19 protein-coding genes and 1 CRISPR repeat array are annotated in these 20,977 nt (G+C 63.8%); of the genes, 13 read left to right on the top strand and 6 right to left on the bottom strand.

Going from position 1 to position 20,977, the window contains the following annotated elements; translation table 11 throughout:
- The 3 genes from JHD82_RS24835 to JHD82_RS24825 form a co-directional block, all read left to right on the top strand.
- Window positions 1-387: cation transporter dimerization domain-containing protein (locus JHD82_RS24835; RefSeq protein ID WP_307838119.1), on the top strand; the 387-nt coding region annotated here is incomplete at its 5' end.
- Window positions 384-854: a D-aminoacyl-tRNA deacylase gene (dtd, locus tag JHD82_RS24830; RefSeq protein ID WP_012203138.1), complete on the top strand. Its 471-nt coding sequence runs from the start codon at window positions 384-386 to the stop codon at window positions 852-854. The genes JHD82_RS24835 and dtd, both read left to right, overlap by 4 nt.
- Window positions 855-976: 122 nt before the next feature.
- Window positions 977-2,752 (top strand): dipeptidase, encoded by a 1,776-nt coding sequence (locus JHD82_RS24825; RefSeq protein ID WP_199139356.1) that lies wholly within the window; start codon window positions 977-979, stop codon window positions 2,750-2,752.
- A 15-nt stretch (window positions 2,753-2,767) separates the two neighbouring features.
- On the opposite strand, the gene JHD82_RS24820 is transcribed toward JHD82_RS24825, so the two are convergent.
- Window positions 2,768-5,752: a CRISPR-associated endonuclease Cas3'' gene (locus JHD82_RS24820; RefSeq protein WP_199139354.1), complete on the bottom strand. Its 2,985-nt coding sequence runs from the start codon at window positions 5,750-5,752 to the stop codon at window positions 2,768-2,770.
- 13 nt (window positions 5,753-5,765) lie between these two features.
- Window positions 5,766-6,659 (bottom strand): WYL domain-containing protein, encoded by an 894-nt coding sequence (locus JHD82_RS24815; protein WP_199139352.1) that lies wholly within the window; start codon window positions 6,657-6,659, stop codon window positions 5,766-5,768.
- 230 nt (window positions 6,660-6,889) lie between these two features.
- On the opposite strand from JHD82_RS24815, the gene JHD82_RS24810 reads away from it, so the two are divergent.
- From JHD82_RS24810 to cas6f (JHD82_RS24785), 6 genes are read left to right on the top strand one after another with little or no spacing between them, the layout of a single operon-like run.
- Window positions 6,890-8,416, top strand: a complete 1,527-nt coding sequence (locus tag JHD82_RS24810) for a hypothetical protein (protein ID WP_199139350.1) — start codon at window positions 6,890-6,892, stop codon at window positions 8,414-8,416.
- 13 nt (window positions 8,417-8,429) lie between these two features.
- On the top strand, window positions 8,430-9,446 hold the full coding sequence (locus JHD82_RS24805) for a hypothetical protein (RefSeq protein ID WP_199139348.1): 1,017 nt from the start codon (window positions 8,430-8,432) through the stop codon (window positions 9,444-9,446).
- A gap of 12 nt (window positions 9,447-9,458) precedes the next feature.
- Window positions 9,459-10,559: a type I-F CRISPR-associated protein Csy3 gene (gene csy3 / locus JHD82_RS24800; protein ID WP_199139346.1), complete on the top strand. Its 1,101-nt coding sequence runs from the start codon at window positions 9,459-9,461 to the stop codon at window positions 10,557-10,559.
- A 29-nt stretch (window positions 10,560-10,588) separates the two neighbouring features.
- On the top strand, window positions 10,589-11,143 hold the full coding sequence (gene cas6f, locus JHD82_RS24795; protein ID WP_199139344.1) for a type I-F CRISPR-associated endoribonuclease Cas6/Csy4: 555 nt from the start codon (window positions 10,589-10,591) through the stop codon (window positions 11,141-11,143).
- On the top strand, window positions 11,118-11,408 hold the full coding sequence (locus tag JHD82_RS24790) for a type I-F CRISPR-associated protein Cas7f/Csy3 (protein WP_233174881.1): 291 nt from the start codon (window positions 11,118-11,120) through the stop codon (window positions 11,406-11,408). Before cas6f (JHD82_RS24795) ends, JHD82_RS24790 begins: the two co-directional genes overlap by 26 nt.
- 5 nt (window positions 11,409-11,413) lie before the next feature.
- Complete coding sequence (cas6f, locus tag JHD82_RS24785) at window positions 11,414-11,980, top strand: type I-F CRISPR-associated endoribonuclease Cas6/Csy4 (protein ID WP_034366869.1); 567 nt, start codon at window positions 11,414-11,416, stop codon at window positions 11,978-11,980.
- Between the two features lie 129 nt (window positions 11,981-12,109).
- A CRISPR array of direct repeats spans window positions 12,110-14,418; the repeat unit is 28 nt; unit sequence GTTCGCTGCCGCGTAGGCAGCTCAGAAA.
- A gap of 149 nt (window positions 14,419-14,567) precedes the next feature.
- Here cas6f (JHD82_RS24785) and JHD82_RS24780 read toward each other — a convergent pair.
- Complete coding sequence (locus tag JHD82_RS24780) at window positions 14,568-14,948, bottom strand: hypothetical protein (RefSeq protein WP_016451879.1); 381 nt, start codon at window positions 14,946-14,948, stop codon at window positions 14,568-14,570.
- A 94-nt stretch (window positions 14,949-15,042) separates the two neighbouring features.
- Here JHD82_RS24780 and JHD82_RS24775 point away from each other — a divergent pair, with 94 nt between their 5' ends.
- Entirely contained in the window at window positions 15,043-15,423 is a 381-nt protein-coding gene (locus tag JHD82_RS24775) for an Arc family DNA-binding protein (protein WP_199139342.1), read from the top strand.
- 28 nt (window positions 15,424-15,451) lie between these two features.
- On the opposite strand, the gene JHD82_RS24770 is transcribed toward JHD82_RS24775, so the two are convergent.
- Window positions 15,452-16,210 (bottom strand): sulfite exporter TauE/SafE family protein, encoded by a 759-nt coding sequence (locus JHD82_RS24770; RefSeq protein WP_012203149.1) that lies wholly within the window; start codon window positions 16,208-16,210, stop codon window positions 15,452-15,454.
- 190 nt (window positions 16,211-16,400) lie between these two features.
- Entirely contained in the window at window positions 16,401-17,345 is a 945-nt protein-coding gene (locus JHD82_RS24765; RefSeq protein WP_099734737.1) for a LysR family transcriptional regulator, read from the bottom strand.
- Between the two features lie 118 nt (window positions 17,346-17,463).
- Here JHD82_RS24765 and JHD82_RS24760 point away from each other — a divergent pair, with 118 nt between their 5' ends.
- From JHD82_RS24760 to JHD82_RS24750, 3 genes are read left to right on the top strand one after another with little or no spacing between them, the layout of a single operon-like run.
- Window positions 17,464-18,435: a tripartite tricarboxylate transporter substrate binding protein gene (locus JHD82_RS24760; protein WP_199139340.1), complete on the top strand. Its 972-nt coding sequence runs from the start codon at window positions 17,464-17,466 to the stop codon at window positions 18,433-18,435.
- Between the two features lie 22 nt (window positions 18,436-18,457).
- A complete protein-coding gene (locus JHD82_RS24755) occupies window positions 18,458-19,714 on the top strand; it encodes a CaiB/BaiF CoA-transferase family protein (RefSeq protein ID WP_199139338.1) in 1,257 nt (418 codons plus the stop codon).
- Between the two features lie 42 nt (window positions 19,715-19,756).
- On the top strand, window positions 19,757-20,743 hold the full coding sequence (locus tag JHD82_RS24750) for an MDR family oxidoreductase (RefSeq protein ID WP_013804297.1): 987 nt from the start codon (window positions 19,757-19,759) through the stop codon (window positions 20,741-20,743).
- Window positions 20,744-20,767: 24 nt separating this feature from the next.
- Here the strand turns inward: JHD82_RS24750 and ybeY are convergent.
- On the bottom strand, window positions 20,768-20,977 hold a 210-nt coding region (gene ybeY / locus JHD82_RS24745; RefSeq protein WP_199139336.1), incomplete at its 5' end, for an rRNA maturation RNase YbeY.

Genomic DNA, 20,977 nt, shown 5'->3' with positions numbered 1-20,977 from the left:
GGCGCACAACTGGTCTGGCAATCTTCCCAGGGCCTGATGGACCAGGCGCTGGACGCGCCCGAGCGCCTGCGCATCGACGCCGTTCTGGACCGCCATGCGCACCGCGACCAGGGCGTGGTCTTTGACAACATCTCCAGCCGGCGCGCCGGCGAGCGCAGCTTTGCCGACCTGCACATGCATGTGCCCGGCGACTGGAGCGTGGCCCGCGCCGCGCGGCTGCGCACCGAGATCGAGGCCGAACTTCTGCAGGCCGTGCCCGGGCTGTATGCGCGCATCGAGCTGCTGCCCCTGGGCATGCAGACCGCCATGGAAGCCGCCATCGAGGCGGCAGGCCAGGCGGACATTCCTTCCCCATCCACCGACAAGAACCCGAACCCCGAACAATGATCAGCATCCTGCAGCGCGTGAAACAGGCCCGCGTGGAAATCGACGGCCAGGTCGCCGGCAGCATAGGCCCCGGCCTGCTGGCCCTGGTCTGCGCAGAGCGCGGCGACACCGAGGCCGAGGCCGACAAGCTGCTGGCCAAGATGCTCAAGCTGCGCATCTTTGCCGACGACGCGGGCAAGATGAACCGCAGCGTGCAGGACCTGGACGGGCAGGGCGCCTGCGGCGGCCTGCTCATCGTCAGCCAGTTCACGCTGGCGGCCGACACCGGCGGCGGCAACCGCCCCAGCTTCACGCGCGCCGCGCCACCGGCCGAGGGCGAGCGCCTGTACGACTACATCGTCCAGCGGGCGCGCGCCCTGCACCCGGAAGTCGCCACGGGCCGCTTCGGGGCCGACATGCAGGTGCACCTGCTCAACGACGGGCCTGTGACCATTCCGCTGTCGATAGCTCCGGCCACCGCGGCATAGCCTGCCGCAGACCTGCTGTTCTGGGGCGGATTCTGGCGCGATCTGCGAGCACGTCCTGGCCGGAAAAGGGCTGCAAAGCCCGTATTCTTGCGGCCTCAGCATTCATCGACAGACCGACGACCATGAAGAACCATCCGTTCAAAGCCTCCACCCTGGCCCTTGCCATGAGCATGGCCCTGGCGTGGAGCGGCGCGGCCGGCGCCGACACCCTCAGGAAGCCCGCGCTGGACGCGCTGGCCCAGGCGCAGCCGGCACCCACCGACTTCGCCAGCTTCCTGAAGCAGGCCGCAGCCGCGCAGCCTGCCATCGCCCAGGCCGTGCAGCACCATGCCGCAGGCGCCGCGCTCACGGGGGATGAACTCAACCACATCGCCCGCCTGCTGGGCCTGTACACACGTCTCACGCAGGAGCAGGCCGTGCTGGCCAGCATCGAGCGCATGGTGGCCCTGCCCACGGTGCGCGATGCCAAGGTGCCGCCCCATGAAAGCCCGGCCATCCTGGCCTTCGGCGAACTGGTGCAGCAGATGGCCAGGGACTTCGGCCTGCAGTACCGCAACGTGGACAACCGCATCTTCGAAGTCACCCTGCCTGCGACCACCGCGAGCGCCGCGAACGCGGGCACCGATGAATTCGGCATCCTCACCCATGCAGACGTCGTCCCCGTCGTTCCCGCCGAATGGGTGCTGGACGGCCAGGCCATCGACCCCTTCAAGGTCACGCGCGTGGGCGACAAGCTCTACGGGCGCGGCACCATCGACGACAAGGGCTCCATCGCCACCGTGCTGTTTGCCATGAAGGCCGTCAAGGACAGCGGCCTGCCCCTGTCGCGCGGCATTCGGCTCATGATCGAGACCACCGAGGAAACCGGCGGCGACGCCATGAAGTACTACCAGGGCAAGACCACGCTGCCCGCCTACAACATCGTGCTGGACAGCAAGTACCCGGCCGTCGTCGCGGAAAAAGGCTCGGGCGCGCTCAAGGCCGTATTCGACGACGTGAAGGCCGACCCCGCCCAGCCCGCCATCACCGCCATGGCCGGCGCCGCCTCGGCCAACGCCATTGCGCAGACCGCCACCGCCACCATCACGGCCGGCGACGAAGCCGCCATCGAAGCCATCGCCGCGCGCCTGCAGGCGGCCAAGGGTGACTTCACCACCAGCTATGCAGCGCAGGGCGGGCCGTTCACCATCGACATCCAGCGCAGCGGCACCGCAGCCACCGTCAAGGTCACGGGCACCTCGGCCCACGGCTCGCGCCCTGAGGAAGGCGTCAACCCCGTGCCGCGCCTGACGCTGTTCCTGCAGCAGGTGCTCATGCCCACCGATGGCGTGGCCCTGGTCCAGCCCAATGCCTACAGCAACGCCCTGCGCTACATCAACGGCGCCTTCGGCCTCGACTACTTCGGCAAGCAGCTGGGCGTTGCCTATGCCGACGACTTCATGGGCCCGCTGACCCTGTCGCCCAACCTCATCAAGGCGGCAGACGGCAAGCTGGAAGTCACCACCAACGTGCGCATGCCGCGCGGCAAGACGCCCGAGCAACTGCGCGCCGAAGTCGAGCAGCGCATCACCCGCTGGAGCGCGGCCGCCAAGGTCCCCCTGACCCTGCAATACACCCAGGGCAACTGGATGGCGCGCGACCCCAAGGGCGCCTGGCTGTCCACCCTGCTCAACATCTTCGGCGACACCACGGGCCTGGACGCCAAGCCCGTGCCCACGGCCGGCAGCACCACGGCCAAGCTCATGCCCAACGCCATCAACTTCGGCCCCGCCATGCCCGGCAAGAAGTACACGGCGCACAACGCGCTCGAATACAAGGAACTGCCCGACCTGCGCGCCGACATGCAGATGTTCACGGAAATGCTGGTGCGCATCGGGAATCTGAAGCAGATGCAGTGAGGGGCTGCGGCTGCATCAGGATGGCCTTTGGCGGGCGGCATGCTTGTTGCCGGCCTGCGAAGAGCGGATTCCAGTCCATGAGATGACCGGATAGGCGCTGCCGTCTGTGCCCGGTATGGAAAACTGACGCGCCCGTTGCAATGATTCCGAGATCTGCGCCGCTCCTGGACCATACATGGCCTCCAGCTGTCGGCGCAGTCTTTGCTCGGCATCATGCACACTGGGACTCAACCAGGTTGCGGCAGGATGGATTGCCAGCGTCTCCCTGTCACCATTGCGTTGTTCAACCCAGGGACTGCCCCGATGGTTGGGTTCGTATCTCTCCAGCAATAGGCGTCCATCAGGTAGAGGCTGGGCTCGCCAGGTTTCGGAGAAATCCTTCTCTCGCAACGGATGATTCACATAGAACCAGTCGCACGCCCATTGTTCGTTGTGTTCATCGAAGAATCCCGTCGTTGCGTTCAGCAGGAGCTCAATGGCCTTCTCGTCTTCCTTTGCAAATTGACAACGGCGTACAGGGTCGAATATCAGCCCTGCGTCCAGCGCAAACGTGAGGGCCAGTGCTGCATCGGAAGCCATCGGGCGCAGCAGGCAGGTTAGCCGGTCGTGCGGGTGCGTGAGGGGGCTGCCATAGGCATCACTTTGTTGGAGGCCGGGCCTGATGAAACAAAGGGGCTGGTGTTGCAACGCGCGAAGGTTGCGATCCAGAAGATAGACGTTTGGCCGGGATACAGGCGCCAGACGATGGCGGTTCACCCGGCCAGCGAGCTGGATGATGGAGTGCATGCTGCTGGGCTCGACGACGGCCCAGTCGAAATCATGGTCCCTGCCAACTTCCTCCACCGGAGATGCCAGCACGATCAGCACCAGGTGACGAACATGCGCGGGAAGACTGGCTATTTCCTGTGCGATCAATGGATGCTGCGATAGCTCGGGATTGCCGCTGCGCTTGAGCAACAGATCGAGGGCTCGCTCCTTCAGGTAGCGCCGTGCGGGAATCTCGCTGGCATGGTAGGCGCAGATTTTGACCGCGATACCTTCAGGCCAGGCTTGGCTTGCCAGCTGATTTGCCAGCCGCTGCAATGGTTCTACGTTGGCCAGTCTGACGATTCCCACTGAGGCATGGACAAGGCGTCCATTGCTGCTGCAAGACCAGCCGTGATCCTTGTGTGCGGAAAGGCAGCTCTTTGCGACGATGCTTGGGAAGTCTTTTTGGGAATCGATCTGCACGATGCGACCCATGCGGTGAATGTCCGCGGCAACAGTCTTGGCAGACAGGCAAGCCATGCTTTCCTCGTACCACGGTCTGAAAGGCAAGTCGCTTCCAGCATGGGCGAGCTGTCGCCCTGTTCCACTGCCTTGGTTGGAAATCAGCAGGGTATGGGGGGTCAAGGCTTCGAAGCCGTCGGCGCAATGCATCGCTATGCCGCTTCTCCAGGCCTGCTCGATTTTTTCGGCCAATACCGAGGACAGTGTTGCCGAGGAGATCACGACATTGCGCCCGAACATGCCAGCCATCTGCACCACGCGCAACACGGCAATGAGTCCCTGCGGGTCATAGGAATCTGCCTCATCGATCAGCAGGTCCGAATGCGCAATGCGCAACAGCGCCAGCACGTGCTGTGCCTGTCGCGTCGGATCGCCGGCCGCCACCAGATAGTCCATCGTTGCGACCAGCACGGGGGCACCGAGCAGGGTTGCATTGGCATGGCCTTGACCCGGCCTGTCCAGTCCCTGCACCCAAATGGGCAGTTGCTTCAGAAAGCCTTCGCTGTCGCAACCGCTGCTCGCATAGGCATCAGGCGTTGCCGCTTGGCTATCGTCCTGCTGCTCGTACATGTGGAGGGCCCGTGCCAGGGGGTCTCCGATCACACAGGCGCATTCATCGTCGCTGAGCTGCAATTCACTGCGGTAGGCACTGGCCGTCTGCAGCGTCAATGTCCTGAGGTTGAAGCCGGCTGTAATCCGCAAGGGATCGACCGAAGAGCGACAGGCCTGGAGCGCGCGCACATTGGCCCGTGTCTTGCCTGCCCCCGTGCTGGCCACATTGAAGATCAGGAAGGCGCTGTCTGCGGCATCACGGTTTCGGGTTCGCTCAATGAAGCTGCATGCGTGGTCCTGCCAAGAGAAACGCGAAGGTTGAAGGCCGCCCGTGTTTCGCATGGCCCGGCGCTTGTCGGCATCCAGTGCGGGCAGGAGTTGTGGCCCGAAGAAGTCCACGCAGCTCAGGGCCATGCGGCCCACTTGTTCCAAGTGCCAGATCAGTGGTTGATTGAGAATTGCCTTGCCATCATCCCGCAGGGAGTTCGCGTAGGCACCTGACTGCAGATGGCTGCTTGGCCCGCCTGGCTCCTTGACGCGGATGGCAGAGACATGGTGATCGGCGAGTATCAGCGCCGCGCGCGCAATCAGGCCAGCCTTGTGCCAGTACGCAGGCTGCTGGCTGGGCTGGGCATCACCCTGCAGCAATTGGCGGCCCTCATCCAGCAAGGCTTGCCAGCGCCTGGTTTCATGTTCGTTCTGGAAACAGTTCTCCAAGCGACGCCATGGGGTCACCGTGGTCGCCGGGGAAATCCCGCTGACATGGTTGCGATGTGGAGAAACGACTTCCGATCCAGGTGGGTTGCGCCGCTGATCCCTGTCCTCGCGTGCTTCGTCTGCCGAAAACAATCGGTGATGGGTGGCCACGCTCATCAACGCGGCGGACTCAAAACTGTTCAGCCGCTCGAAAGGTCGCCAGGGCTGGTGACTCCTGTGGCTGCTCAACAGGTACTGGATTCCGTTGTCTTCCCAGGCCTGCCAGGCGGCCAGCCAGCCATCCCAGTGCAGGGATTGATGCTGAAGCATGTGGCTCAAGACCCAGGCAGAGACCCATTCGTGGCTGATCTCGTCGCGGAGCACTTTGGTGCTGCGAAGCTTGGACTGAAAGAACTGGGTCAGCTTGCCTATATCGTGAAACAGGCCTGCAAAAAATGCCAGGCGGCGTATTGTGGCTGCCATCCCGCGCGTCATATTACTGTGGGGCATAGGGGAATATGCCCTCAAAGACTGGCAGCACAAAGTCCTTCAATTCGTGGCTGCCGTCGGGTGCGGCTGAGTGAGTGCAATGGTCGCGCTTGAATTCCACCATATTGCGTTCCGGCATTCGGATGACATAGGAGCTTCCTTTGCGCACCAAAGCAAACTCTCGCGCCACTGCTTCCACCTGATCAGGTGTGAGTCGTCTATTGGGTATTACCTGGTAGTCGCGCTCGGTGCGGTCGATCCGGAGGTTGCGGCAATCCGTGCGATGGCCGTTGTGGTCCTTCAGCTTTCTTCCTTGCAAAGCGGAATTCACCTGCGCGTTGAGAATTCGTGCCAAGACAAAGAATTTTTGTTCGGCTCCGATCTGCTTCTTTCTGATATCCACATCGTGTGCGATCACGCGCCATTGATGGCCGAGCAACTCCAGCCCCAGGGGCAGCACAGTGCGCGTCTTGCGTGTCTCTCCTATACGAAGGCCCACGTATTCGATGTCCACGGCTGCTTTGGTCACACATGCCTTGAACAGGGTCATGACCATGCTTCTATCCTCCGGGCCCTGATACACGAAGCGCGGCGCATTGACCGCACAGACGGTCTCATATCGGGTAAGGCCGAGCGCATGGGGTGGTGCGGCATTGTGCAGCAGGCTCAGGAAGGTCGTGCTGCACGCCTCTTCAGGAGGATGGGCGAAAAGCTTGGCCCGGACACCATGCGATGGAAGGTACTCCAGATAGCCAGGCCAATGAGCCACCGCTGCTTCCATATCTTTCTTCGCCGTCACGCCGCTGACATCGAATTCGCGCATGACCTCCGCCCTTGTAACCCGGGTGAGCAGACAGGCGCGGCGCAGGATGAACAACTGTCGATTGTCGATATTTGCCATGAAAAAGATAATTTTGTTTTCGATCTTTGCGATCTTTATAAGAAGTGGAAATTTTCTTTGGTATTGATTGATGGTAGAGCCTTGCGACCACAGAAGATCATATCCAGAATGGTGTCCATCTGTGATGGTTTGAGGAGGGCGCCAACGTGCAATCTAGTGGATACGATTCAGAGGACGCACACCGATTTTTCCGTAGTTGGATGGATGCACATCACCTAGCACCGGCCGCATTGGATGAAGTGTTGGTGCGCCATGCCACCCGACAAGATTCATGGAAATCAATGGATGTGCGAGATCGCACAGGAAGCAGTCCTGTCAAAGCAACGCTGCTGGAATTGGCGAAGCTTTGGTTGCAGGCCTTGCTCCTTGTTTGGAACGAAAAGCCGGCGAATGCCAAAAAACTTGTCCAGTCCATGGAGGACGAGGCCCTGGCCCTGACTTGCGAATTGCCGGAGGAGGACTTCCATCAGGCCTTGTTGAAGCTGCGTTCAACGCTCTTTTGCGAAATGCTATGGGGCCACCCTCGTACCAAGGGTTTGGTGCGTCCCTCCTACGCTGACAGGCACGCTTTTGTCTCCACCCCTTTGCCTGAAGATCTGAATGAGTTCGATGTGCCCGCAGTCGTGAACTGCCTGGCAAAGGCGACTGCCTCCGATCCCTCCGTCATGGCCGGGCGGCATGCATCGATGATCGAGGCCTTGAGCAAGCTGGGCCACTTCACGTCCAAGCCCACGCATACGTCAGCCAGCCCGATAGGCATCGTCCTGGGACCAGGGCAAAAAGGCATGGGGCCTTATCTGACCGCAGGCCTGCTTTTGGAAAAAGGCCATGCAATCAGGCTGGATCAGGCCATGAACGACAACACCGGGAAGACCACCGTATGTCTGGAGGCCCTCAATGCAGATGGCGATGGGCAGGCCGATCAGGCCACCGTATCCATGGTTCAGCAGTTGGCTGCCCAACTCTATGCCGATGGCTACGAGCATGGAACGCAGATCATTGATCCTCGTCTCAGGCAGATCCTGCTGCCTGCACAGGATGGTCGCTATCGAGCCCCGACACCGTTGACCTCCATGGGCCTATCTGCCTATCTGCACAGCCACTGGCAAAGAGAAAAATCGTATGCGCAGCTGGTGTTCTATGGGTTCTCCTCCACCGCCATCAACAATTTCACGGCCATACGCAAAGTGGGGCACGCGCTGGAGCCAGAGCGCTCCGTCACTGGCATTCCAAACCGCGCGCTGGTTTTCGATGTCCCTCGCATAGATGAAGCGCACACGGTGCTGGCCCGCGTTCGCCACCTGGGCTACCGGATTCAACTGCCGAAGGTTGTCAGGGCCGAGCTGTTTGCACAGTACCAACGCCACACGGCAAAGCTGCGCAGTGATTCTGTAAGGGCCATCGAGCTGGAGCGCCGCATCTGCCGCTCTGCACTCGCGCTCTTTTGGCTGCATGTGCTGGATCAGCGTGATCAATGCTGCGACGCGCTGGGGTCAATGAACGACGACGTACAGGAAGAGGTCCGGCTGCAGGTTGCCGGCCGCAGAGCCATTGACAGGTTTCTTGTTGCAGGAATGGACACGGCGGGTGGTGCCAGCGCACGCGAACTGGCCAAGGACATGGCCTTGCTGCTCTGGAGCCATCTGGCCCGCCTCAAGGATTCCCAGAACAAGACCCTGGGCCTGGGGACTATCGATCGCCAGCGTTTCATGCGATGGGCACCTAAAGCCATTGCCCTGCTGCTGAGCCAGCGCTGAAAGGAGACCTATCTTGTTCGTGCTGATCTCTAGGTTCAAGGTTGCGCACTACAACGCGCAGCAATGCAAGGACATCATCATGCCAGTGCCCATTCATGCTGCCGTCATGCTGGGCCATGCGCTGGGCGCGCGCCTTGGCAAACCTGTGCAGGGCGTTGCGCTTGTTCTGCATGAGGCAAACGTGGAGCAGGAGTCGCTTCCCGGCGCGGCAGGTGCACTGCTGGCCAATAAACGGGGTGCAACCACCTTTTATGTAGACAGACCCCATGGCGGTGGTTATGCCAGCACATCGCTTACGCCGGCGGCCATGTCGTACCAGATGCATGCCACCGCCAACGGTTGCTTTTCCATGGCTTTGGACCTCGGGGAGGCGCAAGTCGCTCCCGACGATGTCAAAGCGCGGCTGATGGAAATGCGCTTTGCCGGTGGTTGCCTGCAAGAGCCACCACAGGTGCAGGCCTTCGATACCCAGCAGCAGCTGCTGCAAGGCGTCAGGCCCGGTTATCTGGTCATGGATGCCGCTTGGCGTGCCGCCATTGCACTGGAGTCGAACCAGCCCGCGCACGTCTTTCTGCATCGGCATGAAGGCGCTTACATCGTGCCCGCCGTGGTGGGTTACCACATGCTGACAGAACTCTCGAACCAGCGTCAGGGCATCCGGCGCATGGGCGATATGGAGTTGGAAGGCCATGCCTTTGCGGAGTCCATCACCGGACTGATCGAGTTTCGCCATATCAACCGTTTCAAGCACATGCCTGAAACCGCGCTCGAAGACATCGCCGACGACGAACTCGAACCGTGGAGTGACCTCGATTTCGAGGACGCTGGCGAGGTGGACCCAGAAGTCGTTGAGGTCGAAGGCGATGCTTTTGAAGCTGTGGATGGCCCATTGGCGTTCGACGCACCGAATTCGCATGGCGCAGCCAGCGACTCCATGCAGGGCAATGAGCCTCAGCGGGGGCCAGGCAGCATTTTTTGGAAACACGGCTGGAGCCAGGACGGCACCAGCTTTCTGATACAGCAACTCTGAGGGGAAATCGCTATGGCAACGAAGAAGAAGTCTGGCTCTGGCTCTGCCAAGGTCGTGGCTGCGATGCGCGGCATCAATGTCTCCGACGCACCAATGTGCAGCATCGTGGGAAAAGAACTGCTGCCGCTTGAGGTCATGCGCCATGGCATCCGCGGTACCCAGAACTTAACGCCGGGAAAATTCGATCCAAACAAGCTCGCCAATATCCAAATAACGGAGACTGCCAAAACCCACCCTCAGGCCACGGGCATGCATCTGCGCTTTGCCTTGCAGGTCACTCCTCTTAGCAGGCTGTTGACGGCTTGCGACAGTGCGGAGGTCCGCGCGGACATCGAGCAGTTTCTAGCCCGCGCAGCAAACAGCGAGGAACTGATGGAGCTTTGCCGGCGCTACGCGCGCCGCGTGTTCAGTGGATCATTTCTCTGGCGCAACCTGACGCTGGCCCACTCCCTGGACATCCATGCCCGTTGCGCGGGCCAGACAGCACAGGCGCTTGGCGAGCGGCCATTCGAATTGGCTGAGCGCGGCTTCTCCGAGTACACGGAAGACGAGATGAAACTGGCGCGATGGCTGCAAAGCTCCTTTGCATCGCAGGCCGGCCTGGGGCAGGGCATTAAAGTGAGTGCCAAGGTGCACTTCTCCAATGCAGGAGCATTCGAGGTCTATCCCTCCCAGATGTACGTCAGTGGCAAGCCTCAGGGATTTGCACGTCCGCTGTACAAGCTCAACCCCGTTTCCCCTTCGGATCTGAACCGGGCACGCGGCGACAAGGACGTGCATTCCTTCATGGACAGCATCAATATGGGGCAGGCGGCCATCCGCGACCAGAAGGTGGGCAACGCCATCCGCACCATCGATACCTGGTACGCACCTGGCAATGTGCCTCCCATTGCCATCGAGCCCAACGGCGCCAGCCTGTCGGACAACGAGTTCCATCGCCGTCCTGAATCGGGCAACAGCTTTTTCGATCTGCTGCCAGGCATCAGGCAACTGACGCAAGACCTCAAGCCTGAAGGCAGTGGGATGCAAACCTCGCCCGATGCCATGTTCGTGCTCGCCGTGTTCATACGCGGTGGCGTGTTCGGAGATGCCGGCAAGTCCGGCAACGACTGATGCCGATCAGCCCATGAATGGAGATCGTGATGGACCACTACCTTGACATACGGCTGCGTGCGAATGCCGGGATCGGCACAAACGAACTGATGGCCACGCTGTTCTACAAGATCCATGTCTGGATAGCTCGCAATGCCAATGGCCGCATCGCTTTGAGCTTTCCGGACATGAAGAAGACACCGGGCGCGCGCCTGCGCGTGCATGGTTGCGAATCTGACCTGCAGGCCTTTTCATCGGGAGACTGGCGCCGAACTGTGATGCTGTGGATCGATCTGGCGCAGGTATGCCCTGTGCCTGCTGACGCCAGACATTGCATGGTGGCTCGAATCCAGCGCAAATCTGCCCACAACATGCGGCAGCGTGCGATGCGCAGAGATGGTCTGACTCTGGAGCAGGCCATGGTACGGATTCCAGACACGGCCACCGAATCTCTGGACCTGCCGTACCTTTATGTGCAAAGCGCCAGTACGGGCCAGCGGGTGCGATTCTTTATTAAGCAGAGTCCTGCACAGCCTGTAGCTGTTAAAGGGGCGTTCAGTGCTTACGGCTTGGGCAAAGATGGCGCCACCGTTCCCTGGTTTTGATGTCATCCACTCCCAGAAAATCGGCAACGCCCTGCGCACCATCGACACCTGGTACGACGGCGCGCAGGACCTGGGCCCCATCGCGGTCGAGCCCTACGGCTCCGTCACCACCCAGGGCAAGGCCTGGCGCCAGCCCAAGCAAAAGCAGGACTTCTACACCCTGCTGGACGACTGGCTGCTCAAGGACAAGGTGCCGCCCGTCGAGCAGCAGCATTTCGTGATGGCCGTGCTGATCCGCGGTGGTGTCTTCGGCGATGCGAGCTGATGGCCATGACCTCGCACTACATCGACATCACGCTGCTGCCAGACCCGGAATTCAGCCACGCCCACCTGCTGGGCGCGCTGGTCGCCAAGCTGCACCGCGCGCTCGTGCAACTGGGCAGCGCGGACATAGGCATCAGCTTTCCCGGCTACAGCCTGCGTCCACGCACTCTGGGCACCATACTGCGCCTGCATGGCAGTGAAGCCGCGCTGCGCGGCCTGATGGAACAGCCCTGGCTGCAGGGCATGCGCGATCACGTGCACTGCACGCCGCCAGCTTTGGTGCCAGAGGGCGCCGTGCCCTACCTGGTGCAACGCCGGCAATTCAAGACCAGCCCCGACCGCCTGCGCCGCCGCCGCATGCGGCGCAAGGGAGAAACCGCTGAACAGGCTGCGGCCGCCATCCCCGACAGCGTGGAGCGCACCCCGGACCTGCCCTACGTTCAACTGCGCAGCGCCAGCACCGGCCAGCCGTTTTGCCTGTTCGTGGAGCAGAAAGCGGTGCAGGGCACGGCGGGCCAGGAAGGCTTCAACACCTACGGGCTGAGCCTGGGAACTGCTGTTCCCTGGTTCTGACCCTTTTTCTGGCGGCCTGAAGACTGCCTTGTAAATCAACAGCTTGGCGGATGCCCCGGAATTTGGGGTGTTCGCCAGCTGGAGGTGAAAGCTCTTTCAAAATCAATGGATTGGGGAATTTTTTGCCTAGTTCGCTGCCGCGTAGGCAGCTCAGAAATGACCGACGAAGAACTGGACGGCGCTATCGATGTTCGCTGCCGCGTAGGCAGCTCAGAAACAGGTGATGCTCCGCGCCGAGAACCCCACATAGTTCGCTGCCGCGTAGGCAGCTCAGAAAAATGGCCTTGGTGTCGAGGACCGGCTAATTGAGTTCGCTGCCGCGTAGGCAGCTCAGAAATTTCCTTCAGTCGACAGTTGCGGCGGACTCTTGTTCGCTGCCGCGTAGGCAGCTCAGAAAAGTTCATCGATGCACGCATAGCCCTGGCAAACGTTCGCTGCCGCGTAGGCAGCTCAGAAATGAAGCCCGAGCAGGTCCTGGACATCGCCCGGGTTCGCTGCCGCGTAGGCAGCTCAGAAAAGTTCAATGCGCGGCCTGCTCATGGCTGCACCGTTCGCTGCCGCGTAGGCAGCTCAGAAATGGAGTCGCCGGCGGCAAACGGCACGCCAAGCGTTCGCTGCCGCGTAGGCAGCTCAGAAAAACCAGGGCATGGACATCGCCCGCCTCGTTGTGTTCGCTGCCGCGTAGGCAGCTCAGAAATTGCGGCAGAGGTGCGGCGGCTGCGCGGCCTATGTTCGCTGCCGCGTAGGCAGCTCAGAAAATGCCCAATCGAAGCGCGAGAACCAGTTCCTCGTTCGCTGCCGCGTAGGCAGCTCAGAAAGGATGTTGATGGGCAACTGGATATGCCCAGCAGTTCGCTGCCGCGTAGGCAGCTCAGAAAAGCGATGAAAGGACAGACCCCGTGACCACAGCGTTCGCTGCCGCGTAGGCAGCTCAGAAATGGGTCTGCCCACCTCGCCCACGAAGTCCATCGTTCGCTGCCGCGTAGGCAGCTCAGAAATGTTTGACTTCAGTGTGAATGCTGGCCCAGGCGTTCGCTGCCGCGTAGGCAGCTCAGAAAAGTGGTGAAAGTTGACCACATCGCTCCCGTCGGTTCGCTGCCGCGTAGGCAGCTCAGAAAGACAAGGCGGCCGCTACTCCAAGGCCCGCAGAGTTCGCTGCCGCGTAGGCAGCTCAGAAATGCTGCCCGATGGCGCCGGCCTCGCCATGCACGTTCGCTGCCGCGTAGGCAGCTCAGAAAATTGCAGACTGGCCGGTGACGGACATGCTCATGTTCGCTGCCGCGTAGGCAGCACAGAAAGTGGAGAACATGCCGGCCGTGATGACGCCGGAGTTCGCTGCCGCGTAGGCAGCTCAGAAAAAGTACGAGGCCCTGCGCGCGGAGATGCCTGGGTTCGCTGCCGCGTAGGCAGCTCAGAAAACACGGGGAAGCTCAAAGGATCGGTGCGCCGGGTTCGCTGCCGCGTAGGCAGCTCAGAAATTTCTCGGCTGCCGGCGCCAGTTCATCGGGAAGTTCGCTGCCGCGTAGGCAGCTCAGAAACAGCGGTTTTCGGCCAACGTTGCTTATCATTTGTTCGCTGCCGCGTAGGCAGCTCAGAAAGAAGCGCGACAGCGGCGCATAGCCATGGCTGGGTTCGCTGCCGCGTAGGCAGCTCAGAAAACTTCGGGGGCACGCCATGGCTCTGATCCAGCGTTCGCTGCCGCGTAGGCAGCTCAGAAAAGGCTGTGCAGGAAATGGGGCAGGCAAAGAGCGTTCGCTGCCGCGTAGGCAGCTCAGAAAAAGACCAAGAATCAGGCGCGGCCACAGCCGCGGTTCGCTGCCGCGCAGGCAGCTCAGAAACAGACCGAGCAGACGTGGCGCTTGTACCTGTCGTTCGCTGCCGCGTAGGCAGCTCAGAAAGTAGACGGGTACCCGTACTGTGTGCGTCTCTTGTTCGCTGCCGCGTAGGCAGCTCAGAAAAGGTGAAGGCCTCATCAATACGGTTGCCGATGGTTCGCTGCCGCGTAGGCAGCTCAGAAAGAGACCCCCAGCAGCTCTACAACCTGCTGGAGGTTCGCTGCCGCGTAGGCAGCTCAGAAAAGTAGCATGGGCATGGGCATCGTTGCGCATATGTTCGCTGCCGCGTAGGCAGCTCAGAAATGGCTGTCCGATACGCCCGACGACAACGGCTAGTTCGCTGCCGCGTAGGCAGCTCAGAAAATGACCCCGACCCCACCCCAGTGCCAGCAGCTGTTCGCTGCCGCGTAGGCAGCTCAGAAATGAAGCCCGCATGAATAAAGGCTTTGCTCCCGGTTCGCTGCTGCGTAGGCAGCTCAGAAACCCTTGGCTGCTGCCTGGGCTGCGCGCTCTGCGTTCGCTGCCGCGTAGGCAGCTCAGAAATGGCAGCAGCGCCCCAGACACCTGCTGCGCCCGTTCGCTGCCGCATAGGCAGCTCAGAAAGCACGCACCCCCTCTCTTGGCTAGCCAGAGGCAGTAGCGCGACTACGCGGTGCCCAATGCGATCCGGTTAAAGGCCGTGACGGCAATGAGCGAACAGACCGGCGCTCTCACGGAGCCTGCTGGTGCCACGCTGCAGCAGGGCGCCGCGCCTACTTCACCCGGCTTTCCTCCACGTGCTCCACGAAGGAGGGCGCTTCATTGAAAAGTTGCACGAGCTGCGCCAGGCGCAGGCCATAGGCGCATTGGGGGCGGCTGAACGCCTGGGCGGCCAGGACGATGGCGGCGCGGGCGAGGAACCATGCGTTGTCGAACTTCCATGCCGCGTCGAAGTGGGTGAGCTTCATCTGCCGGATGTGGTTCAGGGCCAGTTCCGTGGCCATGTCCACGTCGGCGTCCTCGTCAACCCAGTCCATGTCGGCGCAGCGCTTGTCGATCAGGGCGGCCAGCTCGGTTTCTGCGCGGTCTATGGACAGGGCAATCATCTGCTGCATGCTGGGCTTGTCTGCGGTGGCCTTCGGCTTGGCATTCATATGGATCCCTCCTCCTGCATGTCTTGGGCACTGAATCTATTGGATATCTACAAATGATAGATGTCAAATAGATTCTTTGTCATGAATCTTTCTGATGTCCAGAATCTGGCGGATGACTGACAAGCAAGTGCCGTCCTACCCGTTGCGTATGCCTGTGGAGCTGCGTGAAAAGCTCACTCTCGTTGCCAAGAACAACAATCGCAGCGTGAACGCAGAAATCATTGCGAGGCTGGAGAGCAGCCTTGACGCAACCGGCGCCAAAGCAGACTTTGGAAAGGATGTGGCCGTTCGGTCCGCGATCGCAGCATCGCTTGCGGATGTGGCCGTTTTGACGCTGACCCAGGACGACTCATGGAAAGAGGACGTCGCACGCAGGGTTGCTGAAAGCCTGCGTGCAGTGCCTTTGGTGTCTGCTGAGACGGCTGCGGCGGATGCACAGCCGCCAAGGCCCAGGCAGCGGCCAAGAAAGGCCTGAGCCGCGGCCCTTCTTCAAAAGCCCCGCCTCACTGCCTCCAGAAAAACACCCCCGCCATCACCAGCCCCGTCAGCACGATGCCCGCGCGCAGCCATTCGGGCGGGATGCGGCGTGCCAGGCGGGCGCCGCCGTAGCCGCCTGCGGTGGCGGCGATCATCATGACCAGGGCCTGCTCCCACTGCACGACGCCGCCGGCCGCATAGATGGCGACGGCAATGGCCGTGAGCAGGGCGGAGACCAGGTTCTTCATGCCGTTCATGGCGTGCAGCCTTGTCTGGCCCAGCAGGCCGAACAGGGCCAGCAGCAGGATGCCCAGGCCGCCGTTGAAGTAGCCGCCGTAGATGGCCACGGCCAGCATGCCGGCGCCGGCCTTCAGGGGCGATGCATGGGCGGCATGCTCGGCGCTGCCGCGTGATGCCATGCGCCTGAGCTGGGGCGCGAAGGCGAACATGGCGGTGGCGGCCAGCAGCAGCCAGGGGACGACCTTGCGGAACAGGTGGTCGGGCGTGACCAGCAGCAGGGCCGCGCCCAGCGAGCCGCCGATGAGCGACAGCACGATGACGCCGCGCATGCCCAGGCCGGGCGGCGGCTCCATGTCCTGGCGAAAGCCCCAGGCACCGGCCATGTAGCCGGGCAGCAGGGCGACGGTGCCGGTGGCGTTGGCGGCCACGGGCGGCACGCCGGTGAAGACCAGGGCGGGCAGGGTGAGGAAGCTGCCGCCTCCGGCAACGGCATTGAGCGCGCCGGCCACGAAGGCGGCGCTCATGAGCAGTGCGATGTCCCACATGGGTGTTGTCTCCTCCTGGGGCCGGGCATCGGCAGGCCGCCGTGGCCTTGCGCGGCCAGGCCGGTGTTATAGGTCGAGGCCGATCTTAGTGCCGGACCATCGGCCGGGCTGTCGCACCGGCATGGAGGCTGGGTCAGGGCTGCTTTGCGCAAAAGGACAGGATCGCGCCGGCGTGGTGGCCACCAGGCGACTAGGGCGGCTCCACCACCGGGCCGGGCAGGCCCAGCGTGGCGCGCAGCAGGGCGACGCGCGGGTTGGCGACGGCGCTGCGGTAGATCAGCGCCACGGGGCCCATGGAGATGGCGGGTGTGACATGCACCCTGCGCACCCCCAGCGACCGGGGCGAGGCCTGCAGCGTGGAGTCGGGCACGGCGCTGAGCCCCAGGCCGGCCCGGACCAGTTGCAGGTTGGTGAAGGGGCTGGTGGATTCGATGACGGGCGTGGGCGCGATCACGCCTTCGCGGCGGAACACCTCTTCCATCATGCGGCGCAGCATGGAGCTGCGCGTGGGCAGGATCCATCGCTGGCGCGCCAGCTCCTCCCAGCGGTTGCTGCGCGCGTGGCCTGCAGGGTGGTCCGGCGGGGCGATGACGGTGAAGCCGGTGTCGAACAGTTTTTCGTAGCGCAGCGGCTGGCCTGCAGCCTCGGGCAGCTCGGTGGGGTAGCTGGTGATGAGGGCATCGAGCTCGCCGTCCAGCAGGCATTGCACAAGCAAAGGCACGCGTTCTTCCTTGAGCTGTACCCGCACATGGGGCTGCTGTGCGGCCAGGTCCGCCAGTACGCCGGGCAGGTAGCCCTGTGCCACGAAGGGCGGGGTGCCGATGCGCAGCAAGGTGATGGCGGGTTGCTGCGCGGTCTCGCTGCCCAGATGGCGCAGCTCGGCCAGCAGCATGGCCGCGCCGCGGATGGCGATCTCGCCCTGGGCCGTGGGTTCGAGCCCGCGCGCATTGCGCAGGAACAGCGTCACGCCGAAGGCCGCCTCGATCTCGCCCAGGGCCTTGCTCAGCGCGGGCTGGGTCAAATGCATGAGGCCGGCGGCGGCGCGCAGGCTGCCTCCCTGGTGCAGGGCCAGCAGGAGCTGCAGGTGCTTGAAGCGCAGCCGCGACAGCAGGCGTTGCGGGTCGAAGTCGTGCATGTTCCCGGGGGTGGAGTGATTACCGGAGGTTTGCCATCCATCCAAACATATCACTATTGGAAATGGGCCTGCCGTTCTATCGTGACCCCACGACGACAAGCGACAAGGAGACAGGACCATGGACAGACGCGTCTTTCTGGCAGGCAGCCTGGCGGCTGCCGCGCTTCCGCTGGTGCGGGCCAGCGATTTTCCGAGCCGGCCGGTGCGGGTGATTTCCCCGTATGCGGCGGGCGGGGGGCCTGATGTGCAGTTGCGCCAGGCCGGCCCGGTGCTGGGGGAGATCCTGGGGCAGTCCATCGTGATCGAGAACAAGGTGGGCGCGGCCGGCGTGCTGGCCGCGCAGTATGTGGCGCAGCAGCCCGCCGATGGCTACACCTGCCTGATGGGCTCCAACACTCACCTGATCCAGAAGCTGCTGCAGCCGGGCCTGCGCTTCGACCCCATCGGCGACTTCACGCCCGTCAGCAACCTGGCCTCATCGCCCACGGTGCTGGTGGTGCGTGCCGATGCGCCCTGGCGCACGGCCCGGGAGCTGATCGCGGGGCTGAAGGCCCAGCCGGCGCAGGCCAACTACGGCTCGGGCGGCATAGGCACTTCGGCCCATCTGGCGGGCGCCACGCTGGCCTCGCTGGCAGGCCTGCAGGTCACGCACATACCGCTCAAGGGATCGGTGGAGATTGCGGCATCGCTGATCCGCGGCGATACGCAGTATGCGTTTCCGGTGGCGGGCACCGGCATTCCGCAGGTGCAGGGCGGCAAGCTGCGGGCCCTGGCGGTGACCAGCCGCAAGCGCCTGGCGCAGCTGCCCGAGGTGCCCACGCTGCAGGAGGTGCTGGGCAGCGAACTGGCAGTGCAGGAGTCCTGGTTCGGGCTGTGGGCTCCGGCCAGGACGCCCCCTGCCGTGGTCGAGCGCCTGCACGCCGCCGTGCGCCAGGCCGCCGCCCACCCAGCGCTGCGCGCCTCGTTCGAGGCTGTCGGCAACGAGGCCACGGCCAGCGCTTCGCCGCAGGCCTTCGCCGATTTCGTGCGCAGCGAGAACCGCAAGTGGGCCGCCATCATCGAGCTGGCCGGCATCACCGCCAACAGTTGAACCAGGGAAAGGCAAGACGGGTATGGACAAGCCGCTGCAAGGAGTGCGCGTCATCGACATGTCGCATGTGATCGCGGGGCCGCTGGCCTCGCACTACCTGGCCCAGCTCGGGGCCGAGGTCATCAAGGTCGAGCCCACGCGTGGCGAGGTCATGCGCAACAGCCGGGCGCCCGGCGAGCCCGGGGGCGGCTTGCCTTCGGGCTTCGTGGCGCTCAATGCGGGAAAGCGTTCGCTGTCGGTGGACATCCGCCAGCCCGAGGGTGCGGACATCGTGCGTGCCCTGGCGCGCACGGCCGATGTGTTCATCGAGAACTTCCGCCCCGGCGTGGTGGCGCGCCACGGCCTGGGCTACGAGGACATCCGGGCGGTGCGCCCCGACGTGGTGTACTGCTCCATCTCGGGCTTTGGCCAGCAGGGCGAGTGGGCCGGGCGGGGCGCCTATGACCATGTGGTGCAGGCGCTCACGGGGATGATGATGATGGCGGGGGGCGACGAGGAAGCGCCGCCCGTGAAGGTGGGCTTTCCCGTGATCGACGTGGCGGTGGGCATGCTGGGGGCGCTGTCGGTCACGGCGGCCCTGCACCAGCGCAACGCCTGGGCGCCTGGCGAGCGGCGCAGCCAGCACATCGATGCCTCCATGCTGCAGGCCTCGCTGATGCTGATGTACCCGCATGCCTGTACCTATCTCACCCATGGCGTGGAGCCACGGCGCGTGGGCAACCGGGGCTATACGGGCAGCCCGGCGGCCGACACCTACCGGTGCGCCGACGGCTGGCTGTCCACGGCCGCCAACACGCCGCAGCAGTTCCGCAGGCTCGCCAGCGTGCTGGGGCTCGATGTCCTGTGCGAGGACGCCACGCTGCTGGACCTCGATGCCTTCAACGCGCCCGAGGGCGGCTTTGTCGCCGCGCGCGATGCGTCCGCGCTGCAGCGGTTGCAGGCATGTCTGGCCGAGGCCTTCGCTGCACGCAGCGCACGGGACATGGAAGCCCGGCTCAACGCCGTGGGCGTGCCTGCCGCCAGGGTGCGGCGCCTGGGTGAATTCCTGGGCGAGGCCCGCGCCGCCGGCACCGTGTCACCTGTGAGCTATGGCGCCGGCGGCGCTGCGGTGGACACTCCGGGGCTGGGGTTCCGGTGGATGGATGCCGAGCCCCTGCCGGGTGCGCCGGCCCCCGCCCTGGGCGATGGCAATCTCGCGCTGCTGCGGGAACTGGGGATGCCGGATGAGGCCATTGCCCGCCTGTGCCGCAGCGGCGTGCTGGGCGCGCCGCAGTCCTGATTGCCTTTGGATTTCCTTTGCCACTGCCTTGCTGGAGACCCCATGTTCAAAGCCTTGCTGCTGACCCAACCCGTACCGCGTGAAACCCGTGCCGAGTGTGTGGAGCTGGACGAAGCCAGCCTGCCCGCCGGCACGGTGCGCGTGGCCGTCTCGCATTCCACGCTCAACTACAAGGATGCACTGGCCATCACGGGGCGCTCGCCCGTGGTGCGCCAGTTCCCCATGGTGCCGGGCATCGACCTGGCCGGCACGGTGCTGGACAGCGAGGACGCGCGTTTCCAGCCCGGCGATGCCGTGCTGCTCAACGGCTGGGGCGTGGGCGAGACCCACTGGGGCGGGCTCGCCCAGCAGGCGCGCGTGAACGGCGACTGGCTGATCCGCCGGCCCGAGGCCTTCAGTGCACGGGATGCCATGGCCATAGGCACGGCCGGCTATACGGCCATGCTGTGCGTGATGGCGCTGCAGGCGCATGGCATCACGCCTTCCAGCGGCCCGGTGCTGGTGACGGGGGCCAATGGCGGCGTGGGCAGCATTGCCGTGGCCCTGCTGTCGCGCCTGGGTTTCGAGGTGCACGCCGGCACCGGGCGGCCCGAACAGGCCGAGCACCTGAAGGCGCTGGGCGCGGCGCGGATCGTGGAGCGCAGCAGCCTGGACGCGCCCGGCAAGCCGCTGCAAAAGGAGGTCTGGGCGGCGGCCGTGGACAGCGTGGGCAGCCATACGCTGGCCAATGTGTGCGCCAGCCTGCGCTACGGTGGCTGCGTGGCGGCCTGCGGGCTGGCCCAGGGGCTGGACCTGCCGGCTTCCGTGGCACCGTTCATTCTGCGCGGCGTGTCGCTGCTGGGCATCGACAGCGTCTATGCGCCGCAGGCGCGGCGCGAGCAGGCCTGGGCGCGGCTGGCTGCCGAACTGCCGCGCGAGGTGCTGGAGCGCAATACCGAAGAGGCGGGCCTGGCCGATGCGGTTGCGCTGGCGCCCCGGCTGCTTGCCGGCCAGGTGCGCGGCCGGGTCGTCATCGATACGGCGCGCTGAGGCCCGCGTGGGCTCTGGTGCCGCCTACTTGGCGTAGGGGTCGGCAAAGCCCAGCTCGACCATGATCTCGGTCTCGTAGGCTTCCATTTCCTCGGCGTCCTGCTCGCTGGTTTCATGGTCCCAGCCCTGGGCATGCAGCGTGCCATGCACCAGCAGGTGGGCGTAGTGCTCCTCCAGCGTCTTGTTCTGCTCGCGCGCCTCGCGCTCGACCACGGGGGCGCACAGCACCAGGTC

This window comes from Delftia sp. ASV31 (assembly GCF_016428765.1).
Classification (GTDB): Bacteria; Pseudomonadota; Gammaproteobacteria; order Burkholderiales; family Burkholderiaceae_C; genus Comamonas; species Comamonas acidovorans.
The sequence above is the reverse complement of the archived record's forward strand: the minus strand, read 5'-3'. Positions and strand labels throughout refer to the sequence as shown.

What these genes read in the sequence shown, in the direction of transcription:
- dtd (WP_012203138.1), top strand. Translation starts at nt 384, where the DNA reads ATGATCAGCATCCTGCAGCGCGTGAAACAGGCCCGCGTGGAAATCGAC.
- JHD82_RS24825 (WP_199139356.1), top strand. Translation starts at nt 977, where the DNA reads ATGAAGAACCATCCGTTCAAAGCCTCCACCCTGGCCCTTGCCATGAGC.
- JHD82_RS24820 (WP_199139354.1), bottom strand. Translation starts at nt 5,752, where the DNA reads ATGGCAGCCACAATACGCCGCCTGGCATTTTTTGCAGGCCTGTTTCAC.
- JHD82_RS24815 (WP_199139352.1), bottom strand. Translation starts at nt 6,659, where the DNA reads ATGGCAAATATCGACAATCGACAGTTGTTCATCCTGCGCCGCGCCTGT.
- csy3 (WP_199139346.1), top strand. Translation starts at nt 9,459, where the DNA reads ATGGCAACGAAGAAGAAGTCTGGCTCTGGCTCTGCCAAGGTCGTGGCT.
- cas6f (WP_199139344.1), top strand. Translation starts at nt 10,589, where the DNA reads ATGGACCACTACCTTGACATACGGCTGCGTGCGAATGCCGGGATCGGC.
- JHD82_RS24790 (WP_233174881.1), top strand. Translation starts at nt 11,118, where the DNA reads ATGGCGCCACCGTTCCCTGGTTTTGATGTCATCCACTCCCAGAAAATC.
- cas6f (WP_034366869.1), top strand. Translation starts at nt 11,414, where the DNA reads ATGACCTCGCACTACATCGACATCACGCTGCTGCCAGACCCGGAATTC.
- JHD82_RS24780 (WP_016451879.1), bottom strand. Translation starts at nt 14,948, where the DNA reads ATGAATGCCAAGCCGAAGGCCACCGCAGACAAGCCCAGCATGCAGCAG.
- JHD82_RS24775 (WP_199139342.1), top strand. Translation starts at nt 15,043, where the DNA reads ATGTCCAGAATCTGGCGGATGACTGACAAGCAAGTGCCGTCCTACCCG.
- JHD82_RS24770 (WP_012203149.1), bottom strand. Translation starts at nt 16,210, where the DNA reads ATGTGGGACATCGCACTGCTCATGAGCGCCGCCTTCGTGGCCGGCGCG.
- JHD82_RS24765 (WP_099734737.1), bottom strand. Translation starts at nt 17,345, where the DNA reads ATGCACGACTTCGACCCGCAACGCCTGCTGTCGCGGCTGCGCTTCAAG.
- JHD82_RS24760 (WP_199139340.1), top strand. Translation starts at nt 17,464, where the DNA reads ATGGACAGACGCGTCTTTCTGGCAGGCAGCCTGGCGGCTGCCGCGCTT.
- JHD82_RS24755 (WP_199139338.1), top strand. Translation starts at nt 18,458, where the DNA reads ATGGACAAGCCGCTGCAAGGAGTGCGCGTCATCGACATGTCGCATGTG.
- JHD82_RS24750 (WP_013804297.1), top strand. Translation starts at nt 19,757, where the DNA reads ATGTTCAAAGCCTTGCTGCTGACCCAACCCGTACCGCGTGAAACCCGT.